We start from the raw sequence: 22,348 nt of genomic DNA on the forward strand, positions 1-22,348 counted from the left end.
CGTTCGCTGTACTGCAATTCGCTTGATAACAACAATAAAACAAAGCTTGAGGAGGCTAGATGGCCTTTCACCCGATTGCCGCAGACGATGGCGACGGCTCCGTCGCTGTTGCGCGCCCGTATGCCTGGATCGTCTTTGCACTGACGTTCGGCTTGCTGATCTCCGACTACATGTCACGGCAAGTGCTGAATGCCGTGTTTCCGCTACTGAAAAGCCAGTGGGCGCTGAGTGACAGCCAGCTCGGCCTGCTCAGCGGCATTGTTGCCCTGATGGTCGGCCTGCTGACGTTTCCACTGTCGTTGATGGCGGACCGGTTTGGTCGGGTCAAGAGCCTGACGCTGATGGCCCTGCTGTGGAGCGTCGCGACATTGGGTTGCGCGCTGGCGCAGGACTATCAGCAGATGTTCATCGCTCGGTTCATGGTGGGTGTCGGCGAAGCCGCGTACGGCAGTGTCGGCATCGCGGTGGTGATTTCGGTGTTTCCCAAACACATGCGCGCAACGCTGGCCAGCGCCTTCATGGCGGGCGGCATGTTCGGTTCGGTGTTGGGCATGGCGCTGGGCGGGGCAATCGCGGCGAAGCTGGGCTGGCGCTGGTCGTTTGCCGGCATGTCGCTGTTCGGCCTGGTGCTGGCGATGCTGTACCCGCTCATTGTCAAACAAGCGCGCATTGCGCCGAAGCAGGTCGTGGACAAGGCCGGTTCAACGGTTAAGCGACCGTTGCGCACGTTATGGTCCAGCCCTTCAGTGATTGCCACTTACGTCGGCAGTGGTCTGCAGCTGTTTGTGGGCGGCACGGTGATTGTGTGGATGCCCAGCTACCTCAATCGTTACTACGACATGGCGACGGACAAGGCGGGCGGTATCGCCGCGATTATCGTGCTGTGCAGCGGCGCGGGCATGATCCTGTGCGGCATGCTCAGTGACCGGCTATGTCGCCACTCGCCGGAGCGCAAGGTCGCCTTGGCCATCGTCTATTGCCTGGGCAGTTGCCTGTTGTTGTCCGTGGCCTTCGCGCTGCCGGCAGGGCCGTTGCAACTGGCGCTGATTTGCCTGGGCATGCTGATTGCCGCCGGCACCACCGGCCCGGCCGGCGCCATGGTTGCCAACCTGACCCACTATTCGGTGCACGGCACAGCGTTCGCCACCTTGACCCTGGCCAACAACATGCTCGGCCTGGCGCCAGGCCCTTTCATTACCGGCCGGTTGTCCGACCTGATCGGTTTGCATGCCGCATTTCAGGTCGTTCCGCTGGTGAGTATTGCGGCGGCGGCGGTGTTCTTTTATGCCAAGTGTCATTACCACAAAGATATTGCCCGTCTGCAGGGTCAGAGCGTGCCTGACCCCGTCAGCACTGCCGGGCTAGAGGTGAAGTTGTGAGTCGTCGTTTGAATATTGATGTGTTTTTCGATTTCATCTGTCCCTGGTGCCTGATCGGCAAACGCCAGTTGGAACATGCCCAGGTGCAGTTCCGCAGTCGCTACCCGGATGTGCAGATACGCACGGAGTGGCACGGCGTGCAGTTACTCCCTCAGCTACCGATAGAGGGTGAGCCCTTCGCCGATTTCTATCGCAAGCGCCTGGGCAATGCCGATGCCATGACCATGCGCCAGGCGCAGGTCCAGCGTGCGGCCGGGGCGGTGGGACTCCACATCGACCTCAGCCGCATCACGACGATGCCCAATACCGCTGACGCCCATCGTTTGTTCGAGCGCGTCAGCGTCCGGGGCAATGCTACCCAGCGTGAAATGTTGCTCGAAAGACTGTTCGCCGCTTATTTTCAGAAGCGCGAAGACTTGGGTTGCCGCGAGACCTTGCTTGCCATTGCCCGCTCTTGCGGCGTCGAAACGGATGTCGTGCTCGATTGCCTGACCGGCGACGCCACGCCCTTTGACGGATTCCCCGGAGCGCCCAGCGGCGTGCCGAGTTTTCAGTTCGACAGGCGCATGACGGTGGTCGGTGCACAACCGACTCAGGCGTTACTTGGGGCAATGAGCGAAGCCCTTAAAGAGAGCGATCGCGAGCGGCAACCGGCATGACGCGGCGCATTCCTGTGCCTTGCGGCAAATACCCACAGCCCGGTAATCGGACCCTGTTCGAATTCGAAGAAAAGAGCCTGGCGTTGTTCAACGTCGACGGGCAGGTGTACGCCATCGACGACAGCTGTCCGCATCAGGGTGCTTCGCTGTGGGGCGGGCGGCTTGACGGGCGGGTGATCCAGTGCGGCGCCCATGGCTTGCGATTCGATCTGCGCAGCGGCTGCCTGCTCAATTCCACCCAGGTCAAAGTCGCCACGTACCCGGTCGACGTCGTCGACGGTCAGGCGTTCATCATTATCAGCGAGGAGGCCGCGCCATGAGCGCCATCGCCCTGACCCGAATCCACAGCCGCACGCGCGAACTGGCGCCGGGTTTCATCGTTAGCCTGATCGTTGCGGCGGCGGCTTCCTTTCTCTCCGAGCACTACGGTGCGCCGGTCATGCTGTTCGCGTTGCTGCTGGGCATGGCCCTGAATTTTCTGGCGGGCGAGGGCACTTGCAAGGCAGGCATCGAGTTCACGGCGAGAACGGTGTTGCGTATCGGCGTCGCGCTGTTGGGCATGCGCATCACCCTCGAGCAAATCGCGGCCCTGGGTTGGAAACCCGTGGCGCTGGTGGTGATCCTGGTGGTGGTGACCATCAGCGTGTCAGTGATCGCGGCCAAGGCGCTGGGGTTCCAGCGTCTGTTCGGCATGTTGACCGGTGGCGCGACAGCGATCTGCGGCGCCTCGGCGGCACTGGCGCTGGCGGCGGCACTGCCCAATCACCCGCAGAAGGAACGCGCCACGCTGTTCACGGTGATCGGGGTGTCGGCGCTTTCGACGATGGCGATGATTGTGTATCCGATGATCGCCCAATGGCTGTCGCTGTCACCGCAAACGGCCGGCCTGTTTCTCGGCGCCACGATCCATGACGTTGCCCAGGTCGTCGGCGCCGGTTACAGCATGTCGACCGAGACCGGCGATACGGCCACGGTGATCAAACTGATGCGCGTGGCCATGTTGCTGCCGGTCATCGTCACGGCCGCGATGATCACGCGGATGCAGGGTGCTGACTCCTCGGGCAAACGACCGCCGCTGCTGCCGTGGTTTGCCGTGGGTTTCCTGATCCTGGCCTGTATCAACAGCACCGGGTGGGTCGCGCCTGTGGTGCAGGGTTCGGTCAATGAGTTGTCGCGTTGGTGCCTGGTGGTGTCCATCAGCGCCCTGGGCATGAAAACGCAGCTCAAGGAGCTGGCATCCGTGGGGATCAAGCCGATTCTGTTGATGGTGGGGGAGACCGTATTCCTGGTCGTGCTGGTGCTGCTGTTATTGCACTGGGGAACCTGAGTGGCAGGGCCTGGTTACGTTCGCCTCCTCGGCGTAATCAGGCTGTCGACTGGTGTCAAAAACGCCGGTTATTTTGCGGCGACTGTACCAGCAGTCGCCGCTTTTTTTTGGCTACACAAAACGCTCCGTCGCTTCAGGAGTCAGCGTGGCCGGGCAGGGCGGTGGGAGGGGGCGGTGCCTTGGGCTGTTTCTGCGCGGCGCGCCAGGCGGCAGGGGGCATGCCGAACTGGGCGATGAACCAGCGGGTAAACGAACTCGCCATGGAGTAACCGAGCATGTCGGCGATCCGGCCCAGGGAATAATTCGGATTGTCCAGGTAGCGCAACACCAGGTCGCGACGCACGTCGTTGATCACGTCATTGAAGGCACAGCCATCATCCTTGAGGCGCCGCTGCAGCGTTCGAACGTTCATGCCCTGGCTCTGGGCGATCTGCTCGATGGTGGCGCGGCCCATTGGCAACAGCAGGTAAATGGCTTTACGCACTTCGAAGAGTATCGAAGAACCTTCGTGACTCAGCAGCGAATCAAGATAGCTCTGGGCATAGCGCGCCATCACCGGGTCGGCGTGAGGGTTGGTCATATCGAGGCTGGCATCGGAACAGACAATGCCATTGAACTCGCTGCCAAACTCCAGCGTGCAGCCGAACAAGCGACGGTGCAGTTGCAGGTTGTCCGGGGGCTGGTGGGTAAAGTTGACGCTGAACGGATGCCAGTGTGAACCGAGCAGGGCTGCGCACAGGCGAAACATCACACCGATCGCCAGCTCATTGGCTTGCCGGCTGGGCATGGGCGTTTCGGTGACCACCTCTTCGCGGATGATCACCATCTTGCCGGCTTCTTCAATGAAGATGGCCAGCGAATCGTTCATCAGGTGACGGTAGTTCACTACCACCTGCAAGGCATCACGCAAGGTGCGTTGATGACTGAGCAGCAAGCTGACCACGCCGAAATCGGAGAGCTGGCGCGACTCGGCCATGCTCAGGCCGAACGTCTGGCAGCCACTGGCGGCCGCTGAGTCTTCCAGCAGTCGCACCGCGGAATCGATGGGGATCCGGTGCTCGGGCGCTTGCAGTTGCGCCTTGGTCAGACCGACCGCTGCCAGTAAATCCCGCGGGTTGAACGACAGGTATTGCGTGACCTCCAGGTAGTTGGTCAAGACGGCGGCGCGAACAAGCTTGGTCATGCGGAGGTCTTTCCTGAGCCGGTTGCGGTGGAAACGAGCGTGGCGACTATATCCAGCACTTCACCACTTGAACAGTTGCGAAGTCATTCCAAAGGGGCGCGTAACGCCGCCCAAAATCATCGCCGCTGGACGCGTCATTCAACGCGCACCCATTGATTACAGCGGCCTGCGAAGGACCTGTTGATCTTTTTGACCAGCGGTCACGTTCCGACAGCGGGGATTCATGTGTCATCAAAAGAAAAGTGCCTGACGTCCAATGAAAAGCGCTGGGGGTGGGCGCTCTTTAATGTCAGTCCTACAAGAAAGCGCTGACCACAGAGTCAGTCGAATCACCGTGATAGCGAAGGTGTTGACGTGGACAAACTGCAAACTGCCGCAACCGTTCTGATCGTACCGGGCCTGCGCGAGCACGTTGCCGAGCATTGGCAAACGCTGCTTGAAGCAAGGCTGAGCAAGGTGCGCAGTGTGCCTGCGCTGGAAACGGACAAGCTCGACTGCAACAAGCGGGTCGAAGCCATCCAGCACGAATTGTCGCAAATCGACGGCCCGGTGATTCTGGTCGCGCACAGTGCCGGCGTCTTGATGGTTGCCCACTGGGCCGCAAGACACAGTCGTCCAATCAAGGGCGCGTTGCTGGCCGCACCGCCGGACCTCGCTGCGCAATGGCCGCAAGGCTATCCATCCGCCGAGTCACTGAGTGTTCACGGCTGGAGCCCTCTACCGGCAGGTCCGCTGCCATTTCGCAGCCTGGTGGCCGGCAGCAGCAACGACCCCCTCGCCAGCCTGGATGCCGTCAACCGCATGGCGCAAGCCTGGGGTAGCGACATGCTCAACCTCGGTGAAGTGGGGCATCTCAACCCAGCGTCAGGTTATGGGCATTGGCCACAAGCCGAAGCCCTGATTCTGGAACTGGATCGCTAGTTCAAACGCCGGCTGGCGCTAACCGGTCGGCATTCGCCCTCAATCCTCAAAGACGCGACGCCTGCAAGGGTTTGCGTGAGGGCAACTGCGCTTAAAACAAATACAAAAAGGCGGAGACAACGCAATGCACAACACGAAGCGTCAAGGGTTCGCAGCACCATCGCGCTACAGCTTGCTGGCAACGGCCATCCTGGCTGCAAGCACGCCGATTGCTCAGGCGGTAGAAATCGACATGGGCAATCCGGACTGGAGCGCGCGCCTGGATAACACCGTCAAGTACAACTACGGCGTGCGCACCGAGAGCGCCGACAAGCGCATGCTCGGGACACCGAACAACAACGACGGTGACTACAACTTTCGCAAGGCCGGCACCAACATCACCAACCGTATCGACCTGTTGACCGAGCTGGATGTGGTCTACCAGAACCACATGGGTTTTCGCGTCAGCGCCGCCAGTTGGTACGACAAGGCCTATGAGAACACCGGCTCCAATTCCAACCCGTTCGTCAACGGAAACGGCGCCCGTTCCGGCCTGGTCGCCAACGATCCGCGACTGCCCGCCGTCACCGGTGACAACGTTGGCAACGGCAGCCCGCACCTGAGCAACTACGCCCAGCGTTATTACACCGGGCCGTCCGGCGAAATCCTCGATGCCTTCGTGTTCTACAGCACCGAACTGGGCGAGGAGTCGCTGCTGAACGTCAAGGCAGGGCAGCACAATGTGTTTTGGGGCGAGACCCTGCTGAACCCGGTGCACGCGGTGAGCTACGGCCAATCCGGCCTCGACCTGGCGAAGCTGGCTGCGTCTCCCGGCACGGAAGCCAAGGAGCTGTTTGTCCCGCGCAACCAGCTGTCGATGTCGTTCACCGTCAATCCTGAGTTGACCGTGGGCGCCCAGTATTTCCTCGACTGGGATGCCGCGCGTCTGCCGGAAGCCGGCACCTACTACGGCGGTTCGGATCTGGTCGGTTTTGGCGCGCAATCGTTCCTGCTCGGCAACACCAACTCGGTGGTTCCCGGCAGTCCTCTGGGCTGTGGCCTGGCGCCGTGCAACGGGCTGACCAACGTGCGTCGCGGCCATGACCTGACGCCGGACAAACGCGGCGACTGGGGCGTCATGGCCAAGTGGTCGCCTGCCTGGCTTGACGGCACCCTGGGTGTTTACTACCGCGAAAGTTCGGAAATCCTTCCGCAAGCGTGGCTGGATGCCAGAGGCCTGACGTCGGCCAACCCGAATGGCACTGCGCCGATCGGGCCGATAGCGCCCGTGGTCAACACGCTCAACTCGTTGAGCACGTCCACCTATCAACTGGCCTACGCCGACAACATTCACATCTTCGGTTTGAGCCTGTCCAAGGATGTCGGCGGTGTGAGCGTGGGGTCGGACCTGAACTTCCGCCAGAACATGCCGCTGGCCAGTATTCCGGCGATTGTCAGCTCCACCGGGCCACGGGGCCTGGGTGCCGGTCTCGGGCTGTTGCCTGCCCGCACGTCCGCCACGGGCGTGATTTATGACACCCCGGAAAAGGGCGACAGCATGAGCGCCACCGGTGACACGTTGCACTGGACGCTCAACGGCCTGATGACCCTGCCGAAAACCCCGGTGTTCGATTCCGCCACTCTGTTGGCCGAGCTGTATTACAGCAACCTGCTCAAGCTCGATAGCAAGAACGAGGCGCTCTACAAGGGCAAGAACACCTATCGCGGCATCGACCAGCCAACCCGTGACAACTGGGGTATCGCGGTCAACTTCACACCGACCTGGTACCAGGTGTTCCCCGGCGTCGACCTCAACGCGCCGATGTCCGTCAACGTCGGACTCGACGGCGTGTCGCCGGTCTCCGGTGGCGGTGCCAAGGACACGGGCAACTATGCCGTGGGCATCGGCGCCGTTGTGTACAACAAATACTTCGTCGACCTGAAGTACGTGGACTCCTTCGGCAAGACCGACAAATGCAACGTCAGCGGTTCGAGTACGGGCGCGGCGAACGCCGGCAGCGGCGACGGTTCCACACCCAACGCGTTCAGCGGCAACGAGAACTACGCGTGTTACGCCGGTGGCTACTCAGCGTTTTCGGGTGGCGGGGCGACCACGGCGGACCGTGGTGCTGTGTACCTGACGATGAAAACCACCTTTTGATTCACCACTGGCTTGCCCGGCGCAAGCAGGAGAATATCAAGATGAAATTCGTGAAAACCGTACTGGCCGCGTCGCTGGCCATGGCCATCGCCGCTCAGGCACACGCCGCTGTATCGACCGACGAGGCGGCAAAACTGGGCACCAGCCTGACCCTGGTCGGTGCCGAAAAAGCCGGCAGTGCCGACGGCTCGATTCCCGCCTATGCGGGCGGTTTGACCACGCCGCCAGCCTCGTTCAAGGCGGGTGACAGCATGCGCCCCGACCCCTTCGTTGACGAAAAACCGGTACTGGTCATCGACGGCAAGAACGTTGATCAATACAAGGGCGCGCTCACCGCGACCACTGTGGAACTGGCCAAGCGTTTCCCGACTTTCCACGTCAATGTCTACCCGACTCACCGCACCGTCACGCTGCCCAAGGCCGTGCTGGACAACGGCGTGAAAAACGCCACCGGCGCCAAGTCCCTGGAAGGCGGCTTGGCCATCGACAACGTATTGCCGGGCGTGCCGTTTCCCATCCCGCAGTCGGGCAGCGAGGCGATGTGGAACTTCCTGCTGCGTTATCAGGGCGTCAACATCAGCTCCAAGTACGACTCCTGGAACGTTGACTCGGCGGGCGTGCCGAGCCTGGCGATCACCGGGCAGGCGAACATTTCCTACCCGATCTACGAAAACCTGACACAGCCGATCCGCAGTGACGACGTGTACTACCAGATGAAACTGGCTTACACCGGTCCTGCACGCCGTGCCGGCGAAGCCGTGATGCTCAAGGACGCCGCCAACCCGTTGCAGCAACCGCGCCGCGCCTGGCAGTACTTGCCGGGCCAGCGTCGGGTCAAACTGGCGCCGAACCTGGCCTACGACACGCCGAACCCGGGCACCGCAGGCGCGGGCACCTACGACGATGTCTTCGTGTTCAACGGCGCGCTGGACCGCTACGACTGGAAGCTGGTGGGCAAGCAGGAAATGATCGTGCCTTACAACACCTACAAGCTCACTTACGCCCAGGATCCGAAGTCGCTGACCACGCCTAATCACCTGGCATCGGATTATGTGCGCTGGGAAAAACACCGGGTGTGGGTCGTAGAGGGCAACCTAAAGGCCGGCGCCCGTCACATTTACCAGAAGCGCCGCTTCTATCTGGATGAAGACAGCTGGACCGCTGTGGCCTCCGACCAGTACGACGCCCGTGGTCAGCTGTACCGTGGCTCGTTCGCTTTCCTCAGCCAGAGCTACGACAAGCAAGTTCCGGACTCCACGCCGTTCATGATCTACGACCTGGTCGGCGGCTCCTACAACATCAACGGTGTGGTAGGCCCTTACGGCGGCATCAAGTACATCGACCCGCTTTCCAAAGCGCAATGGTCGGCGGAATCCCTGGCCGGTAGCGGGATTCGCTGAGCAAACCGAGAAAAATCGTCCGTTCGGTCCACCGCAGGATAGCGGTGTGACCGCACGACGGTCGGTGTTTGCCGATCGTCTCGGGCACGGGGTTTTGGAAGAGGGTGCGGTATGTGTTCGTACAAGAATTACCTGCAGCTGACGTTGGGCGTTGTGCTCGCAACCTTGCAAGGGCTCAGCCAGGCGTCTGCTTATGTCGATGTGCTGGATCTTCCGGCCAAGGTCAGCCCCTTGGCGGTCAATGGCCCGTTATCCGGAATGACTCGCGCAGGCGCCCGGTTGGTCGCTGTCGGACAGCGCGGCCACATTCTGTACTCCGACGATGGCGCTCAACATTGGCAACAGGCAACGGTGCCAGTGAGTGCCGATCTCAATGCGGTGACGTTCCCTTCAGCCACAGAGGGCTGGGCGGTGGGTGGCGACGGTGTGGTGTTGCACAGCAACGACGGCGGCGCGACCTGGAGCAAGCAACTGGACGGCCGTGAAATCGGCACATTGATGGTCAAGCATTACCAGGCACTGGCCGATGCCGAGCCCGGCAATGAGCAGTGGCCGCTGTTGGTCGCTGAAGGCGAACGCATCGCCGAGCAGGGCGCCGACAAACCTCTGCTCGATGTCTGGTTTACCAGTGAGCGCGTCGGCTACGTGATCGGCGTATTCAATCTGATCCTGCGCACCCAGGACGGCGGGCAGAGCTGGACGCCATTCCAGGACCGTACCGATAACCCCCAGGGTTTCCATCTCAATGCCATCGCTTCAACCGGCGACGCACTGTACATCGCCGGCGAGCAGGGCCTGCTGCTCAAGTGGGATGAGCTGCAGCAACGCTTTGCCGCCGTGCAGACACCTTATCAAGGCAGCTTTTTCGGGGTTCTCGGCAGACCCGGCGAAGTGCTGGTCTATGGCCTGCGCGGTAACGTGCTGCGCAGTACCGATGGCGGCCAAAGCTGGGAAACACTGGACAGCGGACTGCACGTCAGCATCACCGCCGGCGTCATTGATGCCCAGGGCAATTACCGGTTGTTCACCCAGGGCGGACAGATGTTGGTCAGCCAGGGCAGCGGCGCGCAGTTGCACTTCGTGCAGAGCTCTGAGCCGGTACCGGTAACGGACGTCACGCGCACCGCGGACGGTGCGCTGGTGGTCGTTGGCAGCCGCGGTGCACGCAAGCTCTCCGTTGAATAAGCCCTCGAACCCTTAAAGCGAGAACCCAGACATGGGCAATATCAAACAAGAAACCATGCCGGTGATCGTCGATCTGCAGGACTTCGACCGCCACTCCGGCAACCTGCTGGAACGGTTGGTGTTCAACTACCGACCGCTGTTCATGCTGCTGATGGCGCTGGCGACCGTTGTGCTGGGCTACATGGCCGCGACCCGCCTTGAACTGCGCCCAAGCTTCGAAAAAATGATTCCGCAGAGCCAGCCGTACATCAAGAATTTCCTGGAGAACCGCCAGTCGTTGCGCGGCCTGGGCAACTCGGTGCGGGTGGTGGTGGAGAACACTCAGAGCGATATTTTCGATCCCGCGTATTTGAATGTGCTCAAGCAGGTCAACGACCAGCTGTTTCTCGCCGAAGGTGTCGACCGCGCGTGGATGAAGTCGTTGTGGAGCCCGGCAGTGCGCTGGACCGAAGTCACCGAGGAAGGTTTTCAGGGTGGCCCGGTGATGCCCGATACCTACCAGGGCAGGCCGGAACAGATCGAGCAGTTGCGCCAGAACATCTCCCGCGCCGGTATTGTCGGCAGCCTGGTGGCCAGCGACTTCAAGTCGAGCATGCTGATCGTGCCGTTGCTGGACAAAGCCACGGCCAGCGGCAAGCGCATCGATTACCGCGAGTTTTCGCAAATGCTCGAAGAGCAACTACGCGACAAGATCGAATTCGCCGGTGACAGCGCTGCGCGCAAATCAGGGGAGGAGGGCAAGGGCCAGTACAAGGTCCGGGTGATCGGCTTCGCCAAACTGATGGGCGACCTGATCGACGGCTTGATCCAGGTGATGATGTTCTTCGGCCTGGCCGTGGTCACGTCTCTGGTCATTATTTACGCCTACACCCGCTGCGTGCGCAGCACCTTGCTGGTGGTCGGCTGCTCGCTGATCGCCGTGATCTGGCAGCTCGGCATCGTCGCCTGGCTGGGCTATGCCATCGACCCCTATTCGGTGTTGGTGCCGTTCCTGATCTTCGCCATTGGCGTGTCTCACGCGGCGCAGAAAATGAACGGGATCATGCAGGACATCGCCCGTGGCACTCATCGGTTGATTGCCGCTCGCTATACCTTTCGCCGCCTGTTCATCGCCGGTGTCACTGCGCTGCTGGCTGACGCCGTCGGATTCGCGGTGCTGATGCTGATCGACATCCCGGTGATTCGCGACCTCGCCATCACGGCCAGTATCGGCGTGGCCGTGTTGATCTTCACTTCGCTGTTGCTGATGCCGGTTGCGCTTTCCTATGTCGGCGTCGGCGCCAAAGCGGCCGAACGCGCACTGAAAATCGATACCCGTGCGGACCGGCACAAAGGCTTCGGCAAACTGTGGGATTTGCTCGACCGTTTCACCACGGCCAAGTGGGCCACGGGTGCACTGCTGGTTGCGCTCCTGATGGGTGCGGGCGGTTTCATGGTCAGCCTGCATCTGAAAATCGGCGACCTGGAAAGCGGGGCGCCGGAGCTGCGCGCCGACTCTCGCTACAACCGCGACAACGCCTACATCACCAGCCACTACGCGCTGTCCAGCGACCTGTTCGCCGTGATGATCAAGACCGCGCCGGAAGGATGCCTGAACTACAAGACGCTGATCCTCGCCGATCGCCTGGCCTGGGAGCTGCAACAGTATCCCGGCGTTCAGGCCACCGCCTCGCTGGTCAACGCGGTGCGCCAGATCACCGCCGGATCCTATGAGGGCAACCCCAAGCTCAACAGCATCCAGCGCAACCAGGACGTGTTGAACTACGCGGCGCAACAGGCCTCGGTCAATTCCCCGGAGCTGTTCAACACCGATTGCTCGTTGATGCCGGTGATTACTTTCCTCAAGGATCACAAGGCCGAAACCCTGGATGCGGTGGTGGACATCGCCGAGCGCTTTGCTCAAGAGAACAACAGCGACGAGCGCCAGTTTCTGCTGGCGGCCGGGTCGGCCGGGATCGAGGCGGCGACCAACATCGTGGTGCGCGATGCCAATCACACCATGCTGTTTTATGTGTATGCAGCGGTGACGCTGTTCTGCCTGATCACCTTTCGCAGCTGGCGCGCCACGGTGGTTGCGCTGCTGCCATTGGTCCTGACATCGATCCTGTGCGAAGCGCTGATGGTCGCCATGGGCATCGGTGTGAAGGTCGCGACCTTGCCGGTGATTGCACTGGGGGTCGGGATCGGCGTCGACTATGCCTTGTACCTGCTCAGTGTGCAGTTGCATTACCAGCGCCAAGGGTTGCCGTTGACCCAGGCCTACCGCAACGCGGTGTCGTTCACCGGCCGGGTGGTGGGATTGGTGGGCATCACCCTGGCGGCAGGAGTGGTGTGCTGGGTCTGGTCGCCGATCAAGTTCCAGGCCGACATGGGCATCCTGCTGACCTTCATGTTCCTGTGGAACATGTTGGGTGCGCTGATTCTGATCCCGGCCCTTTCTTACTTCCTGCTGCGGGAGCGGTCAGTCCAACCTGGCCCTGTCACGGCCGCCGACACCATCGAAACCATTGAACGTCCCGGCATGCCCCATGCCCTGACGACTTCGGAGTAAGTCAACTATGTCTCATTACAAAGCGCCCCTACGTGACATGCACTTCGTACTTAACGAGGTTTTCCAGGTATCCCGGCGCTGGGCCAAACTGCCCGGCCTTGGCGAAGTGATCGACGAGGAAACCGCCGCTGCCATTCTCGAAGAGGCCGGCAAGTTCAGTGGTGAAGTCATCGCACCCTTGAACCGCGCCAGCGATGAACAGGGCTGCACCTGGAGCAACGGCTCGGTCACCGCACCGGACGGTTTTGCCGAGGCTTATCAAGCCTTCGCCGAAGGCGGTTGGGTAGGGGTGGGCGGTGATCCGCGGTTCGGGGGCATGGGCATGCCCAAGGTCATCGGCGCTCAGGTCGAAGAGATGGTCAACGCGGCCAGCCTGTCGTTCGGTCTGTACCCGATGCTGACGGCTGGCGCCTGCCTGGCAATCAACGCTCACGCCAGCGAAGAATTGAAGGCAGCGTACTTGCCAAACCTGTACGCCGGCACCTGGACCGGCTCGATGTGCCTGACCGAAGCCCATGCCGGAACCGACCTCGGCCTGATTCGCACACGCGCCGAACCACAGGCTGACGGCAGTTACAACATCAGTGGCAGCAAGATTTTCATCACCGGCGGCGAGCACGACCTGACCGAGAACATCATCCATCTGGTATTGGCGCGCCTGCCGGATGCGCCCGCCGGGCCGCGAGGCATTTCGCTGTTCCTGGTGCCGAAGGTGCTGGTCAATGCCGACGGTTCGCTGGGCGAAAACAACGCCGTGTCCTGCGGTTCCATCGAACACAAGATGGGGATCAAGGCCTCCGCCACCTGCGTGATGAACTTTGACGGCGCCACCGGCTGGATTGTCGGCGCACCGGATAAGGGGCTGGCAGCGATGTTTACGATGATGAACTACGAGCGTCTCGGCGTCGGCATCCAGGGCCTGGCCCAGGGCGAGCGTTCGTACCAGAACGCTGTCGCGTACGCTCGCGATCGCCTGCAAAGCCGTGCGCCGACGGGGGCGCAGCACAAGGAAAAAGCCGCCGACCCGATCATCGTTCACCCGGATGTGCGGCGCATGTTGCTGACCATGAAAGCGCTGAACGAGGGCGGTCGCGCGTTTTCCAGTTATGTCGCGCTCCAACTGGACACCGCCAAGTACAGCGAAGAAGCGACCCAACGCAGTCGCGCTCAAGACCTGGTGGCACTGCTGACGCCGGTCGCCAAGGCGTTCCTCACCGACATGGGCCTGGAATGCACCTTGCACGGCCAGATGATCTTCGGCGGGCACGGCTATATCCGCGAGTGGGGCCAGGAACAATTGGTGCGTGATGTGCGCATCACCCAGATCTACGAAGGCACCAACGGCATCCAGTCCCTGGACCTGGTGGGGCGCAAGCTCGTCGGCAGCAACGGGGCGTTGTACCGGCTGTTCGCGTCGGAGATCCGCAACTTCACCGCCAATGCCTGCGCCGACCTCGGCGAGTTCACCAGACCATTGAATGCCGCCGTGGACACCCTCGATGAACTCACTGAGTGGGTCCTCGATAGAGCACGGAACAACCCGAATGAGATTGGCGCGGCCTCGGTCGAATACCTGCACGTCTTTGGCTACACCGCTTATGCCTACCTGTGGGCACGGATGGCCAAGGCCGCGATGAGCACCCATTCGAAAGAAGATTTCTACGCAAGCAAACTGGCGACCGCGCGGTTTTACTTCGCCCGCTTGCTACCGCGCATTCACTCGTTGAGCGCCTCGGCCATGGCGGGCAGCGAGTGCCTTTATGCGATGCAAGCCGAGCAGTTCTGACCGGACAAGGAACCCCACCATGATGGCGACAAAAATAATTCCGCCCGCCGACGGCGCCTATGCCTATCCGTTGCTGATCAAACGCCTGCTACTGTCGGGCGTGCGCTACGAACCCGGCCGGGAAATCGTGTATGCCGACAAGCTGCGCTATAGCTACCAGACCCTCAACCAGCGGATCCGCAAGCTCGCCAACAGTTTGACCGCTGCCGGCGTCAAGGCCGGGGATACCGTGGCCTTGCTGGACTGGGACAGCCATCGCTACCTGGAGTGCTTCTTTGCCGTGCCGATGATCGGCGCGGTGCTGCACACCGTGAACATTCGCCTCTCGCCGGAACAGGTGCTCTACACCATGAACCATGCCGAGGACGATCTGGTCCTGGTGCATGACGACTTCCTGCCGTTGCTGGAACAGATTCAGGGACAACTCACGACCGTCAAAGGTTACCTGCAACTCACCGACGACACGGCGACCGCAACCGCGCTGCCGGTGCTGGGTGAGTACGAGGCCCTGCTTTCGCAGGCGTCAGACCAGTACGAGTTCCCCGATTTCGATGAAAACTCGGTGGCCACTTTGTTCTACACCACCGGCACCACCGGCGAACCGAAAGGGGTGTACTTCACCCATCGGCAACTGGTTTTGCATACGCTGAATGCCGCGAGCACGCTGGGAACCTATCAGGGCCTGCCATTGCTGCGCTCCGATGACGTCTACATGCCGATCACCCCGATGTTTCATGTTCATGCGTGGGGCGTGCCCTACGTCGCCACGTTGATGGGGTTGAAACAGGTTTACCCCGGTCGTTACGAGCCCGCCCAGTTGGTCAGGCTCTTTCAAAAGGAAAAGGTCAGTTTTTCCCATTGTGTCCCGACGATCTTGCAGATGATCCTCAACTGCGAAGAAGGACAGCAGGCGCGTTTCGATGGCTGGAAAATGCTTCTGGGCGGCAGCGCGCTGACCCTGGGCCTCGCCAGCGAAGCCAGTGCCAAAGGCATTCGTGTGCACAGCGGCTACGGCATGTCGGAAACCTGCCCGCTGCTGTGCCTCACGTATCTGCGTGATGACGATCTGAAAAAAACCATGCCGGTACAGTTGGCGACTCGCATCAAGACCGGAACGCCGGTCCCTATGGTCGACCTGAAAATCGTCGATGCCAACGGTCACGACGTTCCCCACGACGGTGAGTCGGTGGGCGAAGTGGTAGTCCGTGCGCCCTGGCTGACGCAAAGCTATTTGAAGGACGCCGAAAAGGGCGCAGAACTGTGGCAGGGCGGCTGGCTGCACACCGGTGACGTGGCTTCGATTGATCGGTTGGGCGGTGTGGAAATCAAGGATCGAATCAAGGACGTGATCAAGACGGGCGGGGAGTGGATCAGCTCTCTGGAATTGGAAAGCCTGATCAGCGAGCACGCGGCGGTCAGATCGGTCGCAGTCGTGGGCATTGCCGATCAACAGTGGGGGGAACGGCCCTTGGCGCTGGTGGTGTGCGAGCCGGGCGCCTATCTCGACCAAAAGATCCTGGAAACGCACCTGCAAGGATTTGTCGAGAGCGGCCGTATCAACAAATGGGCGATTCCGAAGCGGATCAAATTCGTCGCCGAGATTCCGAAGACCAGCGTCGGCAAGATTAACAAGAAGCTTATCCGGGAGGGCGAGTTGAGCTGAATGCGTTATCTTGTTTGTTCATAAGGACCCTCCACTCGATCTGCGTAGCCGCGCCAAGCGGCTCCAGCAAACGAACGGGGCCAAAAAACCGTATTTCAATCATTATGTGAAGAATGAATCGTTCGTTGTTTGTTTCTCTGGATGGGCCCAAAGGCACCGGCAAAACCACGCTGTTGGAAGCCGTAACGGCATTGCTCAGGGCAGACAACAAGAAAGTTATCCGGCTTTGCGAGAGAAAAAGCGATCCCTTCAGGGGAGAAACCATGGTCCTTGTGAATGAACTGGCCAGAAATTCCTCACGGGATCTGGAATGGGCTGTGTGTGAACGTTTTGCTGACAGTCGCAGCTGGATTTCCCGGAACGTGCTGCCTAAGCAGCCGTCGGGCAGCATTATCTTGATTGATCGCTGGTATCCGTCTGATGCCGCGTTTCGACGAACCATCCCGTTTGCAGAGATTCTCCAGTTGAACCTGGAGCGAAACGTGCGAGTGCCGGATCTGCATGTCGGAGTCGTTACCGCGCCGGATATTTCATGGGCAAGAGCAACGGCACGCTCACGAGGACTGGGCGGCACTGTGATCCTGAAGCATGCAGAGCATGTCGCGTGTACCGAGATGTTCGAGCAAGCGGTTGCGGATCACGGCTGGGTGTTGTGCCGTAATGAAAGTACGATCGAGGACGCAGCGAGGCAGGTGATTGCTGAGATCTATAAAGTGGGTGGGTGACACGTGTAGCGTAATACATGATTTAACATAATATACATTACACGCAACAAGATGTTTCCAGATTAGCCCGGTTGCACGTGCATTTTGCGCTGCTGATTTCCCCCTCGGTCTTCATCCTCGTGTCAGTTGCTCAATCAGCTTTGAATGTTGAGGAAACTGTTCGCCAAGCATTTGCCTGTCACCCATCTGCATGTCCGCGAAATCAAATCCCGGTGATACCGCTTCGCTGATCAAACCAAATCCTGCTGATCCGGTCACCAGTCGCGAAGCTTTCCACACGCCGCCCGGTACATGCAGCTGCAACAATTCGCCGGCGATAACGTTGCTGCCCATCACGACGGTTTCCAATTTGCCGTCCGGATAAATCAGGCTGTACTCAATGGCGTCGCCCAGATGGTAGTAATGAACGATGTCCGATCGGTTCCAGTGAAACTGGCCGATCGGAGACTCCGTGGTCAACAGGTAATAAATCGACGTCATCAGATAACGTGGCCCATTGGCTGTCTCGACCAGAGGCTGTTGATCGGCCTGGAAGGTCCTTCTGTAGTAACCGCCTTCAACATGCGGTTCCAGGTTCAATGCCGTTACGAGTGCTTCACTTTTTAGCCCCACGCAGTGCTCCGAATCCAATGATGGCAAATAGCTATACTAAATAGCCCTTTAGTTAAGTTATCCAAAATCACCCTGCATTTGGGTTCACTACCCGTGCTGTCCGGATGAACAACGCACGTACTTTTTCCCAGAAATTTCCGCCCAGTACAAAAAAGCTGCCAATAAATATCAAGTCGCCCAACATCTGCAGTTGCCAGAGATTCGGCCTGAGCCCCGGCCAGATGCTATCGACGTAAGGCTCCAGAAACGACGAGATCAGCGGCAAGAAGAACATCACGACCCCGATTCGATGGCGCACAGGCCCTACTTCGGCGTCCATGGTTGGCGCGATTGAAGACACATAGCCAAATACCTTGGTTTTCAGCTGTTGAAAGCCGGCTTTGCCCATGACCGCGATGACGACAATTAACAGGATCTTGTTGCTGATAAACAGAACGCCCGTCAGCGCCGCAATCCTGGAACCTGGCACGCCCATCGCAGCCACGATGGGCACCATCAACCAGGAGCCGAGCATCAGGCAAATGATCGCAATGCCCAGTTTGAAACGCCATCCAGCGGTATGGGGTGCATTCATGATGTCGTACCTTTTTTGACAGGTCGGATCGAATGTAAGGACGTTTGAAAGCGTAGCAGCCAGTTCGTCATAAGGGCGTCTATGCTCCTTTGAACTTCCTTGACTGGAAATGACGTATGCCTCTGACGCGATCGGGTCAATTGCTCCTGCTGGGCGCGCTCGGCTTGAGTGGCTGCGTGCGTCTGGGACCGGATTTTCAATCGCCGAAACAGCCGTGGATTGACCAGTGGAGCTCCCCTGCCCTTGAGCAATCCAGCCAGCGCAGCCTGAATCCGGACCTGCGTCAGTGGTGGCAAGTGTTCGGCGATCCGGTGCTCGATCGCCTGATTGCTGAAGCGGATGCGCACAACTCGGATCTGAAGATTGCCGGCCTGCGCGTCATGGAGGCGCGCGCGCAACTGGGGATTGCCCAGAGCGGACGCTACCCGCAATTGCAGCAAGCCAGCGTCGACACCCTCTACTTCAACCGCCAGCAATCCGGTGGGAGCAATCCGCAGGACAGTCATTTCTGGCAGTACAGCGCCGGGTTCGATGTGGGTTGGGAGCTGGATTTCTGGGGCCGTTTCAGTCGCGCCATCGAGTCGGCCGACGCCAGTTACTTTGCTGCCCAGGCTAACTATGAAGACGTGCTCGTTCTGCTGCGCGCTCAGGTGGCGGACACTTACTTTTTGCTGCGCACCACCGAGGCGCGCTTGCAGGTGGCGAGGGAGAATGCCAAGCAGCAAAAGCGCAACTTCGAGATCACCGAAAAGCTCTTCAACAGCGGCCAGCAGGCCGAACTCGATTTGCAACAAGCCAAAACCCAATACCTCGGGACCCTGAGCACCATTCCCGGTTTCGAGGATCAGCTGTTGCGCACCCGCAATGCCTTGGCGGCCCTGATCGGCCAGCCGCCCGGCGTGCAGCCGTCTTTGCTGGAAAACCAGGGGCTCATCCCGCTGGTAGACCGCGCCGTGCTGCAGGATGTGCCGGCCAATCTGTTGTTGCGCAGGCCCGATGTTCGCGCCGCCGAATTGAATGTCGCGGCCCAGTCCGCGTTGATTGGTGTGGCTGTGACTGATTTCTATCCGTCGCTGACTTTGCTCGGCAGCATCGTCTGGTCCGCCGACACACTGAACGGCACCTCCAGAAGTCTCGACCTTATAGGCGGCCCCAGCCTGCGCTGGAACCTGTTCGACCATGGCCAGATCAGCAACAACGTGCGCGTCCAGGATGCGCGGTTGCAGCAGCTGATCGAGGCGTACCGGGACAAGGTTCGCCAGGCGGCTCGCGAAGCCGACGACGCGGCCAACGGCCTGATCAAATCCCTGGAGCGCGAACGGATCCTGAGCGACGCCGAAGTGGCCGCCAAACGCTCGCTGGTACTGGCCAGCACGCAGTACCGCGAAGGTTATTCGGATTTCCAGCGAGTCCTGGATGCCCAACGCGCATTGCTGGAGCAGCAGGACAATTACCTGGTCAGCCGCAGCAACGCCGTGAGCAATGTGATCGCCCTGTACAAAGCCTTGGGCGGTGGCTGGTACAGCGCGCAACCCCGGGTGGACGCGACCACCCGCGAGCAAATGAAGCAACGTACGGACTGGGGCAATCTGCTGGATGAGCCCTCGACCGCGCCCGAAAAAGGTGAGACCCGATGACTGACACCGCGCAGCCCTCCCCCGACGCGCCCTCCCCCAAACCGCCGCCCCCTCCTGCCGATCCAGCGAAAAAGGGCATCAAATGGGTGCTGCTGCTGATCGTCCTGAGCCTGGCCTGGTACCTCGCGGCGGACCGTTTCACGCCTTACACGCAACAGGCGCGAGTCGGCGCCTTTGTGATTCCGGTGGCGGCGGAAGTCGCCGGGAAAGTCATCCGCGTCAACGTGCGCAACAACCAGGACGTCAAGGCTGGGGATGTGCTGTTCGAAGTGGATCCCCAGCCGTATCAGATTGCCCTCGATCGCGCGCGCGCCGACCTCGAATCCACGCGTCGGCAGATCGGCGCCAGCACCGCCGGCATTGCCTCGGCACAAGCCAATCTGCGCGCCGCCCAGGCCAACGAACTGAAGGCGCGGCAGGACAATCAGCGTCTTGAGGGTTTGTACCGCGAAGACCCCGGCACGATTTCCGTGCGCCTGCTCGAAGTGTCCCGCGCCAATCGTGAACACGCCGTCAGCCAGGTCGCGGCGGCCCAGGCCGAAGTCCAGCGCGCACGTGAACAGGAAGGCGGCAGCGAGGAGGACAACGCTTTGCTACGCAGCGCTGCCGCGGCAGTGTCGAAAGCCGAACTGGATCGGGCCAACACCCAGGTACGTGCGCGCTCGGCAGGCTTGATCACCGATTTGCGCACCGATGCCGGTCAGTTCGCCGCCGTCGGCAGTCCGGTGATGACACTGATCGCCATCCACGATGTGTGGATCAGCGCCGACATGACCGAAAATAACCTTGGTCTGGTCCGGCTCGGGACGCCGGTATCGGTCGTTCTCGATGCGTTGCCGGGCGAGGTGTTTGAGGGCCGCGTGCGCAGTATCGGCTACGGCGTCAGTGTCGGCCAGACTCCGCCGCCCGGGACTTTGCCTAGCGTGCAGAACAGTCGTGACTGGCTGCGTCCGGCCCAGCGCTTTCCGGTGATCATCGAATTTGCCGAGGACGCCCGGGCGCAGCTGCGCGACAGTCAATCGGTTCGCGCCGGCGGCCAGGCCGAAGTCATGGCTTTTCCCACCGAAGGCAATCCGCTCAACCCGCTTGGCCGCTTGTTCCTCGGCCTGATGAGTTGGCTGGCGTATGCGTACTGAGCGCACACCCAGGGTTCAGCGCGCGTTGCGTCTGGCCACAGGCACCGCGTTGTGCCTGGCGGCCAGTTTCGGCCTGGCGTTACCGATTCCGTTTATTGCGCCGGTGTTGGCCTTGTTGCTGCTCGCCAGCGTGAACCGCCCGTTGCCGTTGAAAGCAGGCGTGATGCTCGCGGTGGTTGCGATGCTGACCACCGGCATCGGCCTGCTGTTGATCCCGGTCCTGCGTTATTACCCGGTCAGCGGCGTACTGCTGATCGGCCTCGGCCTGTTTCTGGTGTTCCGTTTTGGCTTGCGCGGCGGCAACAACCTGATCGTGACCTTTCTGGTGATCGGGCTGACCATGATTTCGTCAGCCGGTGTCGCCGAGTTTGATCTCGCGGCAGCGGTCATCGGCGCACTGGTCAAAGGGTTGCTGCTCGCCGTGCTGGTGATGGCGTTCAGTCACTGGCTGTTTCCCGAACCGGCCAATGCACCGTCGCCACCCGCCGCCGCGCGGTTGCCGGAGGAAGAAGTCGGCCGAGTGGCGCTGCGTGCAACCCTGATCGTGCTGCCGGCGTTTTTGCTCGCCTTGATCGACCCAGCGGGCTATCTGCCGATCATCCTCAAGGCCGTTACGCTGGGTCAGCAAAGTTCTACCACTGCGCGCAATGCTGGCCGCGAACTGGTCGGTTCGACTTTGCTCGCGGGCATTCTGGCGGTGCTGTTCTGGTCTGCACTCAGCCTGTTTGTGCACCTTTGGATGTTTTTTCTGTGGATGCTGCTGTTTGGTCTGATCCTGGCACGCAAGCTGTACGCACTCAGCCCGACCCGGTTCAGTCCGGGGTTCTGGCTCAACAGCCTGATCACCATGATTATCCTGCTTGGTCAGTCGGTGCAGGACAGCCTCGCGGGCAAAGACGTCTACACCGCGTTCGCAGTGCGCATGGGCCTGTTCATCCTGGTGACACTGTATGCGTGCCTGATGGTTTATCTACTGGATCGACGCCCGCCAAAACAGGTTCAGGGATTAACCTGATAACCCTTGCCTTGCAGGCAACTGGTATAGGCCGTCGAGCTGGTGGACGCGGCAGTATTGCGTTGCTCCCGGCGCTCCTGACGCTGACGCGAGCCGCCCACCACCGCGCCCGCCGCAGCGGTTGATTTGGCGCGATTCTGCCGATAATCCTGCTTCACGTCGTCGTCCACGCGATCATAAAACTCATCGTGCTGACGCCCGCGAACCTGTGCCCCCGCGGCTCCGGCGGCAGCCCCCACGGCAGCCCCCTTCAAGCGCCCACCGGATGCCGGTGCCGACGATGAACTCTGGCTGGCCGCCACGCTATGGCATTCGTTGATGTCGAGCTGGATCTGTTGCGAGCTCTGGCCCTTCATCGGCACAACGGTTTCGGCCCATCCCGCGGCGGCGACAACCGACAACGCAAGAGCCAGGGCGATGGAAGAAGACCTGTTCATGATGACCTCCGAGAATTT

General features: G+C 60.7%; 19 protein-coding genes. 15 read left to right on the top strand and 4 right to left on the bottom strand.

The features are described from left to right. The first annotated feature begins 59 nt into the window (after positions 1-59). The 4 genes from ACF6ZU_RS27505 to ACF6ZU_RS27520 are packed head-to-tail and all read left to right on the top strand — an operon-like array spanning position 60 to position 3,365. A complete protein-coding gene (locus tag ACF6ZU_RS27505) occupies positions 60-1,379 on the top strand; it encodes an MFS transporter (RefSeq protein WP_392888827.1) in 1,320 nt (439 codons plus the stop codon). Further along, the gene (locus ACF6ZU_RS27510; protein ID WP_392888830.1) at positions 1,376-2,038 is read left to right on the top strand and encodes a DsbA family oxidoreductase; all 663 of its coding nucleotides are present in this window, start codon (positions 1,376-1,378) and stop codon (positions 2,036-2,038) included. Before ACF6ZU_RS27505 ends, ACF6ZU_RS27510 begins: the two co-directional genes overlap by 4 nt. Further along, positions 2,035-2,358 (top strand): Rieske (2Fe-2S) protein, encoded by a 324-nt coding sequence (locus tag ACF6ZU_RS27515; RefSeq protein WP_392888832.1) that lies wholly within the window; start codon positions 2,035-2,037, stop codon positions 2,356-2,358. Before ACF6ZU_RS27510 ends, ACF6ZU_RS27515 begins: the two co-directional genes overlap by 4 nt. After that, complete coding sequence (locus tag ACF6ZU_RS27520) at positions 2,355-3,365, top strand: YeiH family protein (protein WP_392888834.1); 1,011 nt, start codon at positions 2,355-2,357, stop codon at positions 3,363-3,365. The genes ACF6ZU_RS27515 and ACF6ZU_RS27520 overlap by 4 nt, the downstream gene beginning before the upstream one ends. A 133-nt stretch (positions 3,366-3,498) precedes the next feature. Here the strand turns inward: ACF6ZU_RS27520 and ACF6ZU_RS27525 are convergent, their stop codons facing one another. After that, positions 3,499-4,548, bottom strand: coding sequence for an AraC family transcriptional regulator (locus ACF6ZU_RS27525; RefSeq protein WP_392888836.1), 1,050 nt, complete (start codon positions 4,546-4,548; stop codon positions 3,499-3,501). 354 nt (positions 4,549-4,902) lie between these two features. Between ACF6ZU_RS27525 and ACF6ZU_RS27530 the strand changes: the two genes are divergently transcribed. The 8 genes from ACF6ZU_RS27530 to ACF6ZU_RS27565 all read left to right on the top strand — a co-directional run bounded on the left by ACF6ZU_RS27530 (position 4,903) and on the right by ACF6ZU_RS27565 (position 16,919). Then, positions 4,903-5,469 (top strand): RBBP9/YdeN family alpha/beta hydrolase, encoded by a 567-nt coding sequence (locus ACF6ZU_RS27530; RefSeq protein WP_392888838.1) that lies wholly within the window; start codon positions 4,903-4,905, stop codon positions 5,467-5,469. A 124-nt stretch (positions 5,470-5,593) separates the two neighbouring features. Then, a complete protein-coding gene (locus ACF6ZU_RS27535) occupies positions 5,594-7,609 on the top strand; it encodes a DUF1302 domain-containing protein (RefSeq protein ID WP_392888840.1) in 2,016 nt (671 codons plus the stop codon). Positions 7,610-7,650: 41 nt separating this feature from the next. Then, on the top strand, positions 7,651-9,009 hold the full coding sequence (locus tag ACF6ZU_RS27540) for a DUF1329 domain-containing protein (protein ID WP_392888843.1): 1,359 nt from the start codon (positions 7,651-7,653) through the stop codon (positions 9,007-9,009). A 111-nt stretch (positions 9,010-9,120) separates the two neighbouring features. Next, the gene (locus ACF6ZU_RS27545) at positions 9,121-10,194 is read left to right on the top strand and encodes a WD40/YVTN/BNR-like repeat-containing protein (protein ID WP_392888845.1); all 1,074 of its coding nucleotides are present in this window, start codon (positions 9,121-9,123) and stop codon (positions 10,192-10,194) included. 31 nt (positions 10,195-10,225) lie between these two features. Continuing rightward, positions 10,226-12,745: an RND family transporter gene (locus ACF6ZU_RS27550; protein ID WP_392888847.1), complete on the top strand. Its 2,520-nt coding sequence runs from the start codon at positions 10,226-10,228 to the stop codon at positions 12,743-12,745. A 7-nt stretch (positions 12,746-12,752) separates the two neighbouring features. After that, complete coding sequence (locus ACF6ZU_RS27555) at positions 12,753-14,531, top strand: acyl-CoA dehydrogenase C-terminal domain-containing protein (protein WP_392888849.1); 1,779 nt, start codon at positions 12,753-12,755, stop codon at positions 14,529-14,531. Positions 14,532-14,550: 19 nt separating this feature from the next. Continuing rightward, the gene (locus tag ACF6ZU_RS27560; RefSeq protein ID WP_392888851.1) at positions 14,551-16,194 is read left to right on the top strand and encodes a fatty acid--CoA ligase; all 1,644 of its coding nucleotides are present in this window, start codon (positions 14,551-14,553) and stop codon (positions 16,192-16,194) included. 113 nt (positions 16,195-16,307) lie between these two features. Next, a complete protein-coding gene (locus ACF6ZU_RS27565) occupies positions 16,308-16,919 on the top strand; it encodes a dTMP kinase (RefSeq protein ID WP_392888853.1) in 612 nt (203 codons plus the stop codon). Positions 16,920-17,030: 111 nt separating this feature from the next. On the opposite strand, the gene ACF6ZU_RS27570 is transcribed toward ACF6ZU_RS27565, so the two are convergent. After that, complete coding sequence (locus ACF6ZU_RS27570; protein ID WP_392888856.1) at positions 17,031-17,531, bottom strand: cupin domain-containing protein; 501 nt, start codon at positions 17,529-17,531, stop codon at positions 17,031-17,033. Positions 17,532-17,598: 67 nt separating this feature from the next. Beyond that, positions 17,599-18,105 carry a transporter suffix domain-containing protein gene (locus ACF6ZU_RS27575; RefSeq protein WP_392888858.1) on the bottom strand — a complete coding sequence of 169 codons (507 nt, stop codon included), beginning with the start codon at positions 18,103-18,105 and terminating at the stop codon, positions 17,599-17,601. 116 nt (positions 18,106-18,221) lie between these two features. Between ACF6ZU_RS27575 and ACF6ZU_RS27580 the strand changes: the two genes are divergently transcribed. The 3 genes from ACF6ZU_RS27580 to ACF6ZU_RS27590 are packed head-to-tail and all read left to right on the top strand — an operon-like array spanning position 18,222 to position 21,893. Beyond that, entirely contained in the window at positions 18,222-19,742 is a 1,521-nt protein-coding gene (locus ACF6ZU_RS27580; RefSeq protein ID WP_392888860.1) for an efflux transporter outer membrane subunit, read from the top strand. Next, the gene (locus ACF6ZU_RS27585; RefSeq protein ID WP_392888862.1) at positions 19,739-20,878 is read left to right on the top strand and encodes an HlyD family secretion protein; all 1,140 of its coding nucleotides are present in this window, start codon (positions 19,739-19,741) and stop codon (positions 20,876-20,878) included. Before ACF6ZU_RS27580 ends, ACF6ZU_RS27585 begins: the two co-directional genes overlap by 4 nt. Next, positions 20,868-21,893: a DUF2955 domain-containing protein gene (locus tag ACF6ZU_RS27590; RefSeq protein ID WP_392888864.1), complete on the top strand. Its 1,026-nt coding sequence runs from the start codon at positions 20,868-20,870 to the stop codon at positions 21,891-21,893. Before ACF6ZU_RS27585 ends, ACF6ZU_RS27590 begins: the two co-directional genes overlap by 11 nt. On the opposite strand, the gene ACF6ZU_RS27595 is transcribed toward ACF6ZU_RS27590, so the two are convergent. After that, positions 21,878-22,330, bottom strand: a complete 453-nt coding sequence (locus tag ACF6ZU_RS27595; RefSeq protein ID WP_392888865.1) for a hypothetical protein — start codon at positions 22,328-22,330, stop codon at positions 21,878-21,880. The genes ACF6ZU_RS27590 and ACF6ZU_RS27595 overlap by 16 nt on opposite strands. Positions 22,331-22,348 lie beyond the last annotated feature (18 nt).

The organism is Pseudomonas migulae, assembly GCF_043225285.1.
GTDB classification, from domain to species: domain Bacteria; phylum Pseudomonadota; class Gammaproteobacteria; order Pseudomonadales; family Pseudomonadaceae; genus Aquipseudomonas; species Aquipseudomonas migulae_C.